Origin of the sequence: Kitasatospora sp. MAP5-34 (assembly GCF_029894335.1) — a bacterium.
Classification (GTDB): domain Bacteria; phylum Actinomycetota; class Actinomycetes; order Streptomycetales; family Streptomycetaceae; genus Kitasatospora.
The window spans coordinates 1-12,862 of sequence record NZ_JARXZC010000070.1 but is presented as its reverse complement, the minus strand read 5'-3'; the positions used below and the strand labels follow the sequence as shown (position 1 = coordinate 12,862).

At 70.8% G+C, this 12,862-nt stretch carries 13 protein-coding genes and 1 pseudogene; 7 read left to right on the top strand and 7 right to left on the bottom strand.

Translation table 11 applies throughout. From position 1 onward, the window contains the following. Positions 1 to 42 precede the first annotated feature (42 nt). On the bottom strand, positions 43 to 849 hold the full coding sequence (locus P3T29_RS31745) for a helix-turn-helix transcriptional regulator (RefSeq protein WP_280720145.1): 807 nt from the start codon (positions 847 to 849) through the stop codon (positions 43 to 45). A gap of 153 nt (positions 850 to 1,002) precedes the next feature. On the opposite strand from P3T29_RS31745, the gene P3T29_RS31740 reads away from it, so the two are divergent. The 5 genes from P3T29_RS31740 (at position 1,003) to P3T29_RS31720 (ending at position 5,425) form a co-directional block, all read left to right on the top strand. Continuing rightward, entirely contained in the window at positions 1,003 to 1,461 is a 459-nt protein-coding gene (locus tag P3T29_RS31740; protein WP_280720144.1) for an ATP-binding protein, read from the top strand. Positions 1,462 to 1,498: 37 nt separating this feature from the next. Then, positions 1,499 to 1,642 (top strand): hypothetical protein, encoded by a 144-nt coding sequence (locus P3T29_RS31735; protein ID WP_280720143.1) that lies wholly within the window; start codon positions 1,499 to 1,501, stop codon positions 1,640 to 1,642. Next, entirely contained in the window at positions 1,642 to 2,748 is a 1,107-nt protein-coding gene (locus tag P3T29_RS31730; RefSeq protein ID WP_280720142.1) for a methyltransferase domain-containing protein, read from the top strand. Before P3T29_RS31735 ends, P3T29_RS31730 begins: the two co-directional genes overlap by 1 nt. Before the next feature lie 342 nt (positions 2,749 to 3,090). Continuing rightward, positions 3,091 to 3,495, top strand: a complete 405-nt coding sequence (locus P3T29_RS31725; RefSeq protein ID WP_280720141.1) for a hypothetical protein — start codon at positions 3,091 to 3,093, stop codon at positions 3,493 to 3,495. A 292-nt stretch (positions 3,496 to 3,787) separates the two neighbouring features. Beyond that, positions 3,788 to 5,425 carry a DNA repair helicase XPB gene (locus P3T29_RS31720; RefSeq protein ID WP_280720140.1) on the top strand — a complete coding sequence of 546 codons (1,638 nt, stop codon included), beginning with the start codon at positions 3,788 to 3,790 and terminating at the stop codon, positions 5,423 to 5,425. A gap of 104 nt (positions 5,426 to 5,529) precedes the next feature. Here the strand turns inward: P3T29_RS31720 and P3T29_RS31715 are convergent, their stop codons facing one another. From P3T29_RS31715 to P3T29_RS31705, 3 genes and pseudogenes are all read right to left on the bottom strand, one after another. Continuing rightward, on the bottom strand, positions 5,530 to 6,657 hold the full coding sequence (locus tag P3T29_RS31715) for a type III polyketide synthase (protein WP_280720146.1): 1,128 nt from the start codon (positions 6,655 to 6,657) through the stop codon (positions 5,530 to 5,532). 5 nt (positions 6,658 to 6,662) lie between these two features. Further along, a pseudogene (locus P3T29_RS31710) lies at positions 6,663 to 7,879 on the bottom strand (cytochrome P450). A 167-nt stretch (positions 7,880 to 8,046) separates the two neighbouring features. Continuing rightward, complete coding sequence (locus P3T29_RS31705) at positions 8,047 to 8,265, bottom strand: hypothetical protein (RefSeq protein WP_280720139.1); 219 nt, start codon at positions 8,263 to 8,265, stop codon at positions 8,047 to 8,049. 312 nt (positions 8,266 to 8,577) lie between these two features. Between P3T29_RS31705 and P3T29_RS31700 the strand changes: the two genes are divergently transcribed. Beyond that, entirely contained in the window at positions 8,578 to 10,632 is a 2,055-nt protein-coding gene (locus tag P3T29_RS31700; protein WP_280720138.1) for an AAA family ATPase, read from the top strand. A 52-nt stretch (positions 10,633 to 10,684) separates the two neighbouring features. Here the strand turns inward: P3T29_RS31700 and P3T29_RS31695 are convergent, their stop codons facing one another. Beyond that, the gene (locus P3T29_RS31695) at positions 10,685 to 11,371 is read right to left on the bottom strand and encodes a copper homeostasis protein CutC (protein WP_280720137.1); all 687 of its coding nucleotides are present in this window, start codon (positions 11,369 to 11,371) and stop codon (positions 10,685 to 10,687) included. A gap of 137 nt (positions 11,372 to 11,508) precedes the next feature. Here P3T29_RS31695 and P3T29_RS31690 point away from each other — a divergent pair, with 137 nt between their 5' ends. Continuing rightward, the gene (locus tag P3T29_RS31690; RefSeq protein ID WP_280720136.1) at positions 11,509 to 12,147 is read left to right on the top strand and encodes a hypothetical protein; all 639 of its coding nucleotides are present in this window, start codon (positions 11,509 to 11,511) and stop codon (positions 12,145 to 12,147) included. On the opposite strand, the gene P3T29_RS31685 is transcribed toward P3T29_RS31690, so the two are convergent. Both P3T29_RS31685 and P3T29_RS31680 read right to left on the bottom strand, forming a co-directional pair. Next, positions 12,131 to 12,397 (bottom strand): DUF4031 domain-containing protein, encoded by a 267-nt coding sequence (locus P3T29_RS31685; RefSeq protein WP_280720135.1) that lies wholly within the window; start codon positions 12,395 to 12,397, stop codon positions 12,131 to 12,133. The two genes, P3T29_RS31690 and P3T29_RS31685, sit on opposite strands and share 17 nt — an antisense overlap. Then, complete coding sequence (locus P3T29_RS31680; RefSeq protein ID WP_280720134.1) at positions 12,394 to 12,753, bottom strand: hypothetical protein; 360 nt, start codon at positions 12,751 to 12,753, stop codon at positions 12,394 to 12,396. Before P3T29_RS31680 ends, P3T29_RS31685 begins: the two co-directional genes overlap by 4 nt. Positions 12,754 to 12,862: the final 109 nt, after the last annotated feature.

The following is a 12,862-nucleotide window of genomic DNA, read 5'->3' as shown; positions in this document are numbered from 1 at the left end:
ACCTCACCCCGCTCGAAACCCGAGCCAGGCTGCAGCACGACTTCACCCCCGCAGCGTAAGCAACCGCTGTCCAGGATCAGGGGGGAACTTCACACTGGCGACAGCGGCAAGCTTGCTGCGGTGACTATCGGTTGGTGCTGATCCAGCCAACCCCTGGATTAGACGCATGTGGGAGTGCACCACATCGGCTAGCTCCCGGGACGGCGTCGATCCATCCAACCGACGAAACGCAGTGGTGCCCAGCCGAAGCGCTGCGGCTTGTTGCACGGATTCATCGGGTAGCTCCGGCACGGCCGCGAGAACCGGAGTCGCCGCAGCGGCTGCGACCCCTCCGATGAATTGCCGTCGGTCCACGTGCTCGGTCCCGTTCCGTACCTGCGTTCCGTTCTCCGCGAGACCCAACAGGCCTGCGGGGATGCCCAGATGTGCCGCTAGACGTCCCAGCAAATCCATGGCGTAGGGGTTGACGCCTCGCTTCTCCAGCCGAGAGATCGCCGACTGCGACAGCCCACATGCCTCGCCCAACTGGAGTTGTGTGACTCGTAGGTGCGTCCTTGCCAGCTCGATGACCCTGCCGTAGTTCCGCGCTCGGGAAGCGTCCCGAATCGCTGCCGAGTTCCAGTTCAACAGCCACCCCACGTTACGAGTTTCGCCTGGCCGAACTGCACATCCGTATGCGCGCGACACATATCTGAATGCGGAGGCTGCATGAGGAATGGTCCCACAGATGTGACGAAGCGTTGACTGTCTGTCAGCAGACGGACTCGCCTCACCTTCAAGAGGCTGGCGGCGAGGACGGTGCTCCAACTTGATCACGCTCCTTGTCTGCCCATGAGGGGATCTAGCCATGTTCGGAATGCTCGTAGGGTCGTCGTCGCGGCCGATCTGCCCGCGCTGTGGCCCTGTGACCACTGGCCTTCGGGGTCACTGTGCACTGCTCTGCACGCCCCGGCCGGAGAGCGCGGCGAACGGATGAGCCCATCGGACACGGCGTCGTTCCCGGTGCCGTACGAGTGGGGCGTTAAGCCTGATCCGGCTGCTGTTCCCCCGGCTCGTCGCCTGATCGCGGAGATCGTCCGGTTCTGGAACGTGCCGTTCTCGGACGACGCCCTGCGGGATGTGGAGCTGTGCGCGAGCGAGGTGATCGCCAACGCCATGGAGCACACCAACGCCCGGTGCAGGGTCACCATCCGGTGGACGGGCGTGCGGCTGCGGGTGGAGGTTGCTGACAGCAGCCTGCAGCTTCCCGACCCGAATGCGGCACAGGACTCGGCTACTGGCGGCCGGGGCCTGCTGCTGGTGGCAGGGCTCGCGCACTCATGGGGATGGCAGCCGGCAGGGGCCGGCAAGGTCGTCTGGTTCGAGGTTGCGGCCGACCAGTTGGTGACCGGTGACAGCCGCCTGGCGGTGCTCGTGAACGCCGCACAGGTACAGACGGAACGGCTCGCGCACTCGGCCTGATCACCCCAAGCTCAACGACCCCCACAGGAGGACGACGATGGGAAAGCACGGCGGCGGCTCTGGCAACGACGGCAAGGGGAGCGGCAAGGGCGGAGGCCACTCGGGGAAGCCGGACACGGCCCCGCACGACGGTCAGCGCAACGCGCCTCCGACCAACCTGCCGAAGCCTGGGGGCAAGTGATGACCTGGGACAGCCTGACGGCTGCGCTGCGGGAATCCGGGGCGCTGACCGGCGAGTGGGAGAAGGCATTCCTGACGGTCCCGCGTACCGCGTTCACCCCCGACCGCATCCACTCCGACGGCGAGTGGATCGACCGGCGGAAGGACAGTGCGCGCTGGAATGACCTGGTCTGCTCCGACCTGCCGTTGGACACACAGTTCTACGACGACGATCGGACGCCCTCCTCGTCCAGCTCGATGCCGACTGTGGTCGCCACGATGCTCCACCACCTGGACGTGGCCGACGGCATGAACGTGCTGGAAGTAGGCACGGGGACTGGGTGGACCGCCGGACTGCTCGCACGTCGGCTCGGCGGCGCACACGTCACGAGCGTGGAGCTGGACACGAACCTCGCGGACACCGCTCGCAACCGGCTGGGCGGTGCTGGGCTGAATCCGACAGTGATCGCCGGTGATGGTATGGCCGGCTACCGGGAGAAGGGGCCGTACGACCGGATCCATGCGACGGCCGCTGTCCGGCGGGTTCCGCTGGAGTGGCTCAAGCAGACCCGTCCGGGCGGTGTGATCCTGACCCCGTTCGGTACGGCGTTCTGCAACGGCGCGCTCCTGAAGCTGACGGTCGCCGAGGACGGCCTGTCGGCGTCGGGCCCGTTCGTCGCCGACGTCGCGTTCATGTGGGTGCGGGACCAGCGTCCCGAGTCGGGGCCGTTCGAGATCGAGGACGTGCGTTACGGCCCCTCGCCGATCGACCCGTCCGAGGTGGACGAGGCCACAGAGGCTGCCTTCGCCATCGGGCTGCGGCTGCCCGGGCTGTTCCGGCAGAGCGTCTGGGCGGACTACGACCGGTTCGGGACCGGCCGCTCGGAGGTCTGGGACGGCACCTCGTACGCGCACTGCCGCTATGCCGACTGGGAGGGGGCTCACGCGGTCTCGCAGTCCGGCCCCCGGGACCTGTGGGCGGAGATCAGCGCGGTTCACGCCTGGTGGGTGCGCAACGACAAGCCCGGTCTCACCCGCTTCGGCCTGACCGTGACCACGGCGGGCACGCAGTACGCCTGGCTGGACAAGCCCGGGAACGTCATCTCCGGCCCAGCGGTGGGGCCTTGATGAGTCGGGTGCGGCGCTGGCGGGCGGCTGCCGAGATGTGGTGGTGCCTTCGAGGCCAGTTCTCACGGCTGGCGCGGGCGGTGTGGCCGAACCGTCGCAGGGACCACGCCTGGGCCACCGCCGTGTATCCGGAACCGGGCTATCAGCGCAGGGCGCTGGTGGACCTGGCCGCGCGGGCGGAAGAACTGCTGCGGGCAGAGCGGGAGTTGTACGGCCGTGCTGCTGGCGTCGGAGGAAGAGCTGTTCGAGTCGATCTTCGGCTGCCCGTGGCCGGGCAGCGGCGCCGCGAGCCCGGTGCAGGCGTGACGTGCTGGCTTCCAGTGCAGGAGGAAAGGAGTTTCGGTGTCGCGGATCGAGATCGATCGGGAGACAGTCGTACGGCTCTACGAGGCCGGCAAGTCGCTGGAGACGATCGCCGAGGCGGTGGGTGTCTCCGCGTACACGGTGTCGGCCCGGTTGACCGAGTGGGGCGTTCCGCGCCGGACCCGCCAGCAGAGCGGGCGGTTGAATCCCGTTCCTACTCCCGGGGGTCGCCCCTCTGACGCCCCGGCGATGGTCCATCGCTCGCCGTGGCGGCGGTCGGAGAGGAAGAGTTCTCGTCTGCGCTGCACGGACTGTGTGGACCTGGCGGCGGAGCGGCAGCGGGCTCGGGCCCGCCGCGACTGGCCGACCGTCAACGCGTGCGAGGTACGTCTTCGGGAGCACAACGAGCAGGCGCATCCGCAGCGCAGGAAGACAGAGTTGTGAGGCGACCCACCGGCGCTTACCGGAAATGAGCGCGGCCGGACCACCCCCTGGCCTCGGCGGGAGCAGGGGGGCCCGGCTGCTGGATCCGTCATCGCTCTGGTGCCGATGATCCTGGGACCTTCGATCTGCCCGCGTCGAGGAGGCGCATTCCGCCATGGACAATTGGCTGTAAAGGGTGCAAATCATGCGCCACCGGCGCACGCCGATGACCGGCTCGCCTCAGATTGCCCGGGCAACCGTGAGGGTGCGGGACACTGGAGGGTCTGCGCCGACCTGATGGAGGACTCGCACCGTGACCGACGGACCGCTGATCGTACAGAGCGACAAGACGCTCCTCCTGGAGATCGACCACCCCACGGCCGCCGACTGCCGCCGCGTGATCGCGCCGTTCGCGGAGCTGGAGCGCGCCCCCGAGCACGTGCACACCTACCGGGTGACGCCGCTCGGCCTCTGGAACGCCCGCGCCGCCGGGCACGACGCCGAGCAGGTCGTCGACGCCCTGGTGAAGTACTCGCGCTACCCGGTGCCGCACGCGCTGCTGGTGGACATCGCCGACACCATGGCCCGGTACGGGCGGCTGCAGCTCAGCAAGCACCCGGTGCACGGCCTGGTGCTGACCACCACCGACCGGCCGGTGCTGGAGGAGGTGCTGCGGTCCAAGAAGATCGCCCCGCTGGTCGGCACCCGGGTCGACCCGGACACCGTGATCGTGCACCCCTCCGAGCGCGGGCAGATCAAGCAGACCCTCCTCAAGCTCGGCTGGCCCGCCGAGGACCACGCCGGGTACGTGGACGGCGAGGCGCACCCGATCGAGCTGGACCAGGACGGCTGGACGCTGCGCCCGTACCAGCAGCAGGCCGTCGAGGGCTTCTGGCACGGCGGCAGCGGTGTGGTCGTGCTGCCCTGCGGCGCCGGCAAGACGCTGGTCGGCGCGGCGGCGATGGCGGAGGCCAAGTCGACCACGCTGATCCTGGTCACCAACACCGTGTCGGCCCGGCAGTGGAAGCACGAACTGGTCAAGCGCACCTCGCTCACCGAGGAGGAGATCGGCGAGTACAGCGGGACGCGCAAGGAAATCCGCCCGGTCACCATCGCCACCTACCAGGTGATGACGACCAAGCGGAAGGGCGCCTACGCGCACCTCGAGCTCTTCGACGCCCGCAACTGGGGCCTGGTGGTCTACGACGAGGTGCACCTGCTGCCCGCGCCGGTCTTCAAGTTCACCGCCGATCTGCAGGCCCGCCGTCGGCTCGGCCTGACGGCCACCCTGGTCCGCGAGGACGGCCGCGAGGGCGACGTCTTCTCCCTGATCGGCCCCAAGCGCTTCGACGCCCCGTGGAAGGAGATCGAGGCGCAGGGCTACATCGCGCCCGCCGACTGCTGCGAGGTCCGTGTCACCCTCACCGACTCCGAGCGGCTCTCGTACGCGACCGCCGAGCCGGAGGAGCGCTACCGCTACTGCGCGACCACGGCGACCAAGCGGCGGGTGGTGGAGGCGCTGGTCAAGAAGCACGAGAAGGACCAGACCCTGATCATCGGGCAGTACATCGACCAGCTGGACGAGCTGGGCGAGGTGCTGAACGCTCCGGTGATCAAGGGCGAGACCAGCAACGCGCAGCGCGAGAAGCTCTTCCAGGCGTTCCGGACGAAGGAGATCAGCGTGCTGGTGGTCTCCAAGGTCGCCAACTTCTCGATCGACCTGCCGGAGGCGACCGTCGCCATCCAGGTCTCCGGGACGTTCGGCTCCCGTCAGGAGGAGGCCCAGCGCCTCGGGCGCGTCCTGCGTCCCAAGGCGGACGGGCACTCGGCGCACTTCTACTCGGTGGTCGCCCGCGACACCGTCGACCAGGACTTCGCCGCCCACCGCCAGCGCTTCCTGGCCGAGCAGGGGTACGCGTACCGGATCATCGACGCGGACGACATCCTGTAATCAGGCACTGGGGCGCGGGGGCTCTGCTTGATGAACTGCCTGCGCGAAACCGGAAGGCACCGAGCCGCAGCCTCCCGCTACGCGAAGTCCCCCCGCGCCCCTCTTCAGAGCAAGGCCACCGCAGCCTGCGGAACAATCCCCCTGAGCCCGGCCGACCTCACGCTCCAGCGGCCGAGCGAGATCTCCGCGGTGATGCCCGGACCGAACCCGGCGATCAGGCCCTGGGCGGATTCGGGCAGCCCGCCCTCGGCGAAGAGTCGGTCAAGAGCGTCGAAGACCACCGCGCTGGCGATGTTCCCGCGCTCGGTGAGGGTGGCCCGGCTGAACCGGAAGACCTCGGGCGGCAGCGCCAGGTGTTCGCAGAGGTCGTCCAGGATGCGCGGTCCGCCCGCGTGGACGATGTAGAAGTCCAGCCCCGAGACGTCCCAGGCGTGCTGCTCGGCGAGCACCCGCAGCGCCGGGGCCAGCATCCCCATCGTCGTCGGCACCCGCTTGTCGAGCTGGAAGTGGAAGCCGGTGTCGCGGACGCCGTACGAGATCCAGTCCTCGGTGCCGGGGACCAGGTGCGAACCGTTGCGTTCCAGCCGTACGCCGTGGCCGCCCGTGCCCCGGACCACCGCCGCCGCGACGGCGTCGCCGAACAGGCCGTTGGAGAGCAGCGAGCCGATCGCCAGGTCGGTGGGCTGGTAGCACAGCGAGCAGAACTCGCAGGCCACGACGAGTACGTTGGCCCCGGGGTAGGCGAGGCAGAAGTCGTGCGCCCGGTTGATCGCCGCGCCACCGGCCGCGCAGCCCAGTTGGGCGATCGGGGTCTGCCGGGTGTCGCTGCGGAAGCCCATGGTGTTGATCAGCCAGGCGGTCAGCGACGGCATCATGAAGCCCGTACAGGAGACGTAGACGATCAGGTCGATGTCGGCCGGGCGCAACGCGGCGTGGGCCAGGGCCTGCCGGACCACCCCCGGCACGCGCTGGCGGGCCTCACGGGCGTAGACGGCGTTCCGGGCGGTGAAGCCCGGATGTCGCAGGGTCTCCTCGACCGGCTGGACGAGGTGCCTGGTCCGGACCCCGGTGTTCTCGATCAGCCGCAGGGCCAGCGGGAGTTGGGGATGGTCGGCGTGCAGGGTACGGGCCAGCTCCAGGGTCTGGTCCAGGGTGATGACGTGCTCGGGGACGGCGACGGCCGGCCGGCACAGGGTCGCCGTGCGCTCGCCGCCCGCCCGCCGGGGCGGCACGGCGCTCACCAGGCCACCGGGAGCGCCTGCGGGTAGCGCCAGATCGAGCCGGTGTGCCAGTCGAGTTCGCTCTCGGGGACGGCGAGGCGCAGTTCGGGGAAGCGAGCAGCAGGGTGCCGACGGCGACCTGCAGCTCCATCCGGGCCAGGTGGGCGCCGATGCAGTGGTGGGTGCCGTAGCCGAAGGTCATGTGCGTCGCGGACGGACGGGCGAAGTCGAGTTCGTCCGGGTTCTCGAAGACCTCGGCGTCCCGGTTGGCCGCCAGGTACGAGACGTGGACGGGCTCGCCCGCCCGGATGGTGACGCCGCCCAGCTCGACGTCCTCGGTCGCCACCCGGGCGATCCCGACGCCCTGGCGGAAGGGGATGAACCGCAGCAGCTCCTCCAGGGCCGCCGGGAGCAGCTCGGGCGCCGCACGCAGTGCGGCGAGCTGCGGGGGATGGGTCAGCAGGGTGTAGGTGATGTTGCTGAGCTGGTAGGTGCTGGTGTCGTGGCCGGTGACCAGCAGCACCATGGCCAGCACGGCCAGCTCCTGGTCGTCGAGCAGCTCGTCACCGTCGCGGGCGGTGGCGAGCGAGCTGATCAGGTCGTCGCCCGGGCGTCGGCGGCGCTCGGCGGTCAGCTCGGTGAAGTAGGCGCGGAGTTCGGTCTTCGCGCGGGCGGATTCGGCGCGGTCGGCCGGTCCGGTGGCCATCTGGGCCATCGCCCAGCGGCGCAGCCGGGGCCGGTCGGCCTCGGGGAGGGCCAGCATCTCGCAGATCATCGTGAGTGGGAGGCGGGCGGACAGGTGGTGCACCAGGTCGGCGGGCGAGCCGTGCTCGGCCATCTCGTCGAGCAGGGTGTCCACGGTGTGCTGGGTCTTGGGGCGCAGCTGCTCTACCTGGCGGTTGGTGAAGCCCTTGGCGACCAGGCTGCGCAGTCTGCTGTAGGCGGGCGGGTCCATCAGGTTGATCGCTTCGGGCTGGGCGATCGCGTCGGGAGTCATCCGGGGGAGGTCCCGGCCGATGCCCGCCGCCCGGCTGAACCTGCGGTCGGTGGTGACCGTGCGGACGTCCTCGTACCGGGTGACCAGCCAGGCTTCACCGTCGCCGTAGGGCATCCGGATCCGGGCGACCGGTGCCTCGGCGCGCAGCCGTCCTAACAGCGGATCGGGCTCCAGCGCCTGAGTGTGATCGAAGGGGCAGTCCCACGTGGGGGCGGGCTGCTGGACGTGGGCACTCACTCGGGCACTCCTGCGGTGCGGGGAGCGCCGTCCGGCGATGACCCGGAGCACCGTGGTGCGCCCCGGGTGTTCCCCCAAGCCGACTGTATGAATCGCGGTTTTCGGCTCGGGGTTACCCGCTCAGCGGTCAAACCACCCTTTTGGATCAAGAGTGGGGCGTGGGCGGGTCAGAGTTTGACGCCGTCCCGGCCGAGGAAGACGACGCGGGCCGCCGTATCGAGGAAGATCCCCGTGTTGCGGACCGCCCGGGCGAGCGGACCTCGTCGACGGGAGTCGGGGATGGGGACGGCGGTGCTGCCACCGGCCGTACGAGAGGTGGTCTTCGGTGCGCGCACCCGGGGGGTCGTGGCCGCTGCCGGGGGCGCCGTCATGTGTACGGTGCTCATGCCTCAACAGTAGGTTTTCGGCCACCCGGAACGCATCAACCCAAAGGGCCGAACCTGTCGGGCCGGAAGTCGTCCTTGCGGCGTACGGAAGCCCTGACTCCTTTCGGGGCGTCCCCTGGGAACCGGCAGGGAAAAACGATTCGCTCCCCGCGCCGGACGGGTCTAGGATCTTTCGTCTGCCCCCTCCCGAACCGCGGTGCCGTCCTTGGCAGCCGGGGGAGGTCCTGACCGGTCGGTAACCGGTCAGGGTCCTTCACTGTGAGCTACGACGAGACCGCTGCCCCGGCAAGGGCGCAGCCGGGAAGGTTCGCTGTGCACGCCCCCACCACCGACCCCCTGCAGCGCGAGCGCGACCATCTGGCCTCCTCCCGGGCCGCGCTCACCGCCATGCGCGAGGACGTCGAGTCGCTCGACCTGCGCGACGTCACCGGCACCTGGGTCTCCGCCGCCGTCCTGCAGCGCCAGGTCACGGACCGGATCGCCGCGCTGGCCGACCTCGCGCACACCCCGCTCTTCTTCGGCCGCCTCGACTACCTGCACGCGATCAGCGAGGACCTGGCCGAGGGAGGCAGCGGAGAGCAGTTCTACATCGGCCGCCGGCACGTCCACGACGCGGCCGGCGACCCGATGGTGATCGACTGGCGCGCGCCGGTCTCCCAGCCGTTCTACCGGGCCACCCGTACCGACCCGCTGGACGTCGAACGCCGCCGCCGCTTCGGCTACACCGGCGGCGAGCTGACCGCCTACGAGGACGAGCACCTCACCGACCCCGCCGAGACCGACTCCGCCTCCGCCCTGCTCGCGGCCGAGATCGAGAAGCCCCGCGTCGGCCCGATGCGCGACATCGTGGCCACCATCCAACCCGAGCAGGACGAGATCGTCCGCGCCGAGATCGGTGGCACGGTCTGTGTCCAGGGCGCCCCCGGCACCGGGAAGACCGCTGTCGGCCTGCACCGGGTCGCCTACCTGCTGTACGCGCACCGCGAGCGGCTGGCCCGCACCGGGACGCTGGTGATCGGCCCGAACTCCTCGTTCCTCAGCTACATCGAGCAGGTGCTCCCGGCGCTCGGCGAGCTGGACGTGGCGCAGGCCACAGTCCAGCAGCTGGTGGCGCACGTCGAGGTCCGCTCCGAGGACCCGTCGGAGGCGGCCAGGATCAAGGGTGACGCCCGGATGGCCGAGGTGCTGAGCCGCGCCGTCCGCTCGGGGATCACCCTGCCGACGGAGCCCTGCGTGGTGGTGCGCGGCTCCCGCCGCTGGCGCGTACCGGCGCACGAACTGGTCGAGATCATCGAGGAGCTGAAGGGCCGTGACATCCGCTACGGCGCCGCCCGGGAGGCCCTGCCGCAGCGGATCGCACACTCCGTGCTGCTGAAGATGGAGCAGGGCGGCGAGGCCCCGGACGACCGCGTACAGGACGCGGTGGCCCGGAACCCGCAGGTCAAGGCCACCGTGAAGGAGTGCTGGCCACCCGTCGACCCGGCGAAGCTGGTGCACCGGCTGCTCACCGACGCGGACTTCCTCGCCGAGTGCGCCGACGGCGTGCTGAGTTCCGAGGAGCAGGCGGTGATCTGCTGGGCGAAGCCGGGACGTTCGGTCAGAACCGCCCCCTGGACGGCCGCCGACGCCGTCCTCGTCGACGAGGCGACCGACCTGGTGCAGCGCACCTCCTCACTCGGCCATGTCGTCCTGGACGAGGCCCAGGACCTCTCCCCCATGCAGTACCGCGCGGTCGGCCGGCGCTGCACCACCGGCTCGGCGACCGTCCTCGGCGACCTCGCCCAGGGCACCACCCCGTGGGCGACGGCGAGTTGGCAGGACGCCCTGCTCCACCTCGGCAAGCCGGGCGCCCACATCGAGGAGCTCACCAAGGGCTTCCGGGTGCCCGAGGAGGTCATCGCGTACGCCTCCCGGCTGCTGCCCGCGATCGCCCCGGGCCTGGCCCCGGCGACCTCGATCCGCGACCTGCCCGGCTCACTGACGATCAGTCACGTCCCTTCCCCGGACGACCTGGTCGAGTCGCTGGTCGAGGCCTGCCGCAAGGCGCTCACCTACGAGGGCTCCACCGGCCTGATCGCCGCCGACGCCCGCATCCCCCTGTTCGCCGAGGCCCTCACCGAAGCTGGCCTGCCCTTCCTCGCCCCGGGCACCGAGACCAGCGCCGAGGCCCGCCTCACCCTCGTCCCGGCCTCGCTCGCCAAGGGCCTGGAGTACGACTACGTGGTCCTCGACGAACCGGCCGCCGTGGTCGCGGGCGAGCCGGACGAACGCACCGGCCTGCGCCGCCTGTACGTCTCGCTGACCCGGGCGGTCTCGGGGCTGCACCTGCTCCACTCCGAGCCGCTGCCGGAAGCCCTCCGGGGCTGACGACGTGGGTGCGGGGCCTGCCCGATCGAGCCCCGCACCCCACTGGTTCGCCCTAACCGTCGAGCAGGCCGCGCCACTGGGCGACCTTCGCCGCGTCCACCGGGGACTCCCAGCCTGCGACCCGGACCGCGCCGCCGATGTGGAAGGCGTCGAAGCCGACGGCCCGCAGGCCCGGGACGTGCCCGGCCGACAGGCCGCCGCCGACCAGGATCCGCTGCTGGTAGCCGGGTTCGCCGGCCTTCGCCAGCTCGCCCGCCAGGACCTCCCGGCCGGCCGCGACTCCGGCCGGCGAACCGGCGGTCAAGTAGGTGTCCAGGCCGGGCAGTCGGCCGATCACCGACCGGAGGGCGGCCCGGTCGGCGCTGTGGTCGACGGCCCGGTGGAAGGTCCAGCGGCAGCCCGCCACGGCCTCCGCGACGGCAGCGGTGGCGGCCAGGTCGACCGCGCCGTCCGCGTCCAGGAACCCGAAGACGAACTCCTCGGCCCCCTCGGCCCGCAACTCGGCTGCACGGGCGCGGAGTTCGTCCAGGCCGCCCGGGGTGAAACCGTCCCTGATCCGAAGCATCACGCGGAGCGGGAGGTCCACGGTGGCACGGATCTTGGCGAAGTCCTCCACCGAGGGGGAGAGTCCGTCGGCGGCCATGTCCGCGACCAGTTCGAGCCGGTCGGCACCACCGGACTCGGCGGCCTGGGCATCCTGCGCCGTCAGCGCGATCACTTCGAGAATTGGTCTAGACATATCGCGTAGCCTGCCATATCCGGGCCACCCGGGCGAGACCCCCCTGCCACTCTCGGCCACTCTCGGCCACCGACCGGCGGAACCTCGGTGGCGGACCGGCCCGACACGACTCCCCTACGACGCACCAGAATGAACCCATGCCTGCTACCACCGCCGCCGCTCTCCTCGACCGCTGGACCGCCCTGCTGGACCGCTGCGGCGCCACCGCCGACCCGGAGCCCTACGGGCGCGACCTGCTGAAGCGCTGGGCCGAGCCGCAGCGCAGGTACCACACCACCGACCACCTGCTGGCGATGCTCGACCACATCGACACCCTCGCCGAGCACGCCGACGACCCGGACGCCGTCCGGCTGGCCACCTGGTTCCACGACGCCGTCTACCGGCCGGACCGCTCGGAGAACGAGGAGCGCAGCGCCCAGCTCGCCGTCCGGGCACTCGTCGAGGCCGGCGTCACCCGGCCGCTGACCGACGAGGTGGCCCGGCTGGTCCGGCTCACCGTCAGCCACCACCCGGAGCCCGGGGACCGCAACGGCGAGGTGCTCTGCGACGCCGACCTCGCGGTGCTGGGTGGCTCACCCGCGGCGTACGCGGCGTACGCCACCGCCGTCCGGGCCGAGTACGACTTCGTACCGGAGGACGCCTTCCGCGAGGGGCGGGCGGCCGTACTGCGGCAGTTGCTCGACCTGCCCGCCCTCTACCGGACCCCCACCGCCCGCACCCGCTTCGACGCGGCGGCCCGCGCCAATCTGGCGGCCGAACTCAAGCAGCTCGCATAACCTTTCGCCGCCGCAGCCCAGCGGCCGTCAGCCGGGCCACCAGCTCCTTGCTGCCGACGGGCTGCGCGCCGAGCCGCAGCGCCTCGTCGTACCACTTGGCGGGGATGTCGTAGTGGTCGCGTTCAAACGCGCGCTCGGGGGCGCCCAGCAGCACCGCGAAGGCGTGCAGTTCCTCGTACGAGACGTCGCTCACCAGGTGCGACCAGAGCTTGCCGTGCCCCGGCCAGGTCGGCAGGTCGATCAGGATCACCCGAGCTGCCCGACAGGGGCGACCATGACGGCTTCCTTGCCGCACACCCAGTGCGGCTCGGGCCCGAGCTCGGGCTCGACACTCAGCGCGTGCGGATCATCGTCGGCCGCGCACTTCTCGCACAGCGGCCAGCGTCCGTACGCCTCCAGCAGCGCGTCCTGCACGTCCTGGGCGATCAGCCCGAGCACGTACTCCGTCCCGTCCGGCCACTGCTCCAACCACCAGCGGCGATGCGTCACGGCATCCTCGACCAGCGACACCACGGTCGGGTCGGCGACATCGCGCGCGGTCAGGTCGGCGAGGATCAACGCCCGGGCGCTGTGCAGGGCGGCTTCGATGGCAGGAGTGGAGGACATCCGTCCATTGTCCCCGAGAACGCCGCGAGCCGAAGGGCACGCCCGGCGGCGGACGGCGAGAACGCCGCGAGCCGAAGGGCACGCCCGGCGGCGGACGGCGAGAACGCCG

Excerpts from the sequence above, each read along its gene's own strand:
- P3T29_RS31735 (WP_280720143.1), top strand. The coding sequence starts at position 1,499 with ATGGGAAAGCACGGCGGCGGCTCTGGCAACGACGGCAAGGGGAGCGGC.
- P3T29_RS31680 (WP_280720134.1), bottom strand. The coding sequence starts at position 12,753 with ATGTCCTCCACTCCTGCCATCGAAGCCGCCCTGCACAGCGCCCGGGCG.
- P3T29_RS31705 (WP_280720139.1), bottom strand. The coding sequence starts at position 8,265 with ATGAGCACCGTACACATGACGGCGCCCCCGGCAGCGGCCACGACCCCC.
- P3T29_RS31695 (WP_280720137.1), bottom strand. The coding sequence starts at position 11,371 with ATGTCTAGACCAATTCTCGAAGTGATCGCGCTGACGGCGCAGGATGCC.
- P3T29_RS31730 (WP_280720142.1), top strand. The coding sequence starts at position 1,642 with ATGACCTGGGACAGCCTGACGGCTGCGCTGCGGGAATCCGGGGCGCTG.
- P3T29_RS31690 (WP_280720136.1), top strand. The coding sequence starts at position 11,509 with ATGCCTGCTACCACCGCCGCCGCTCTCCTCGACCGCTGGACCGCCCTG.
- P3T29_RS31745 (WP_280720145.1), bottom strand. The coding sequence starts at position 849 with ATGGCTAGATCCCCTCATGGGCAGACAAGGAGCGTGATCAAGTTGGAG.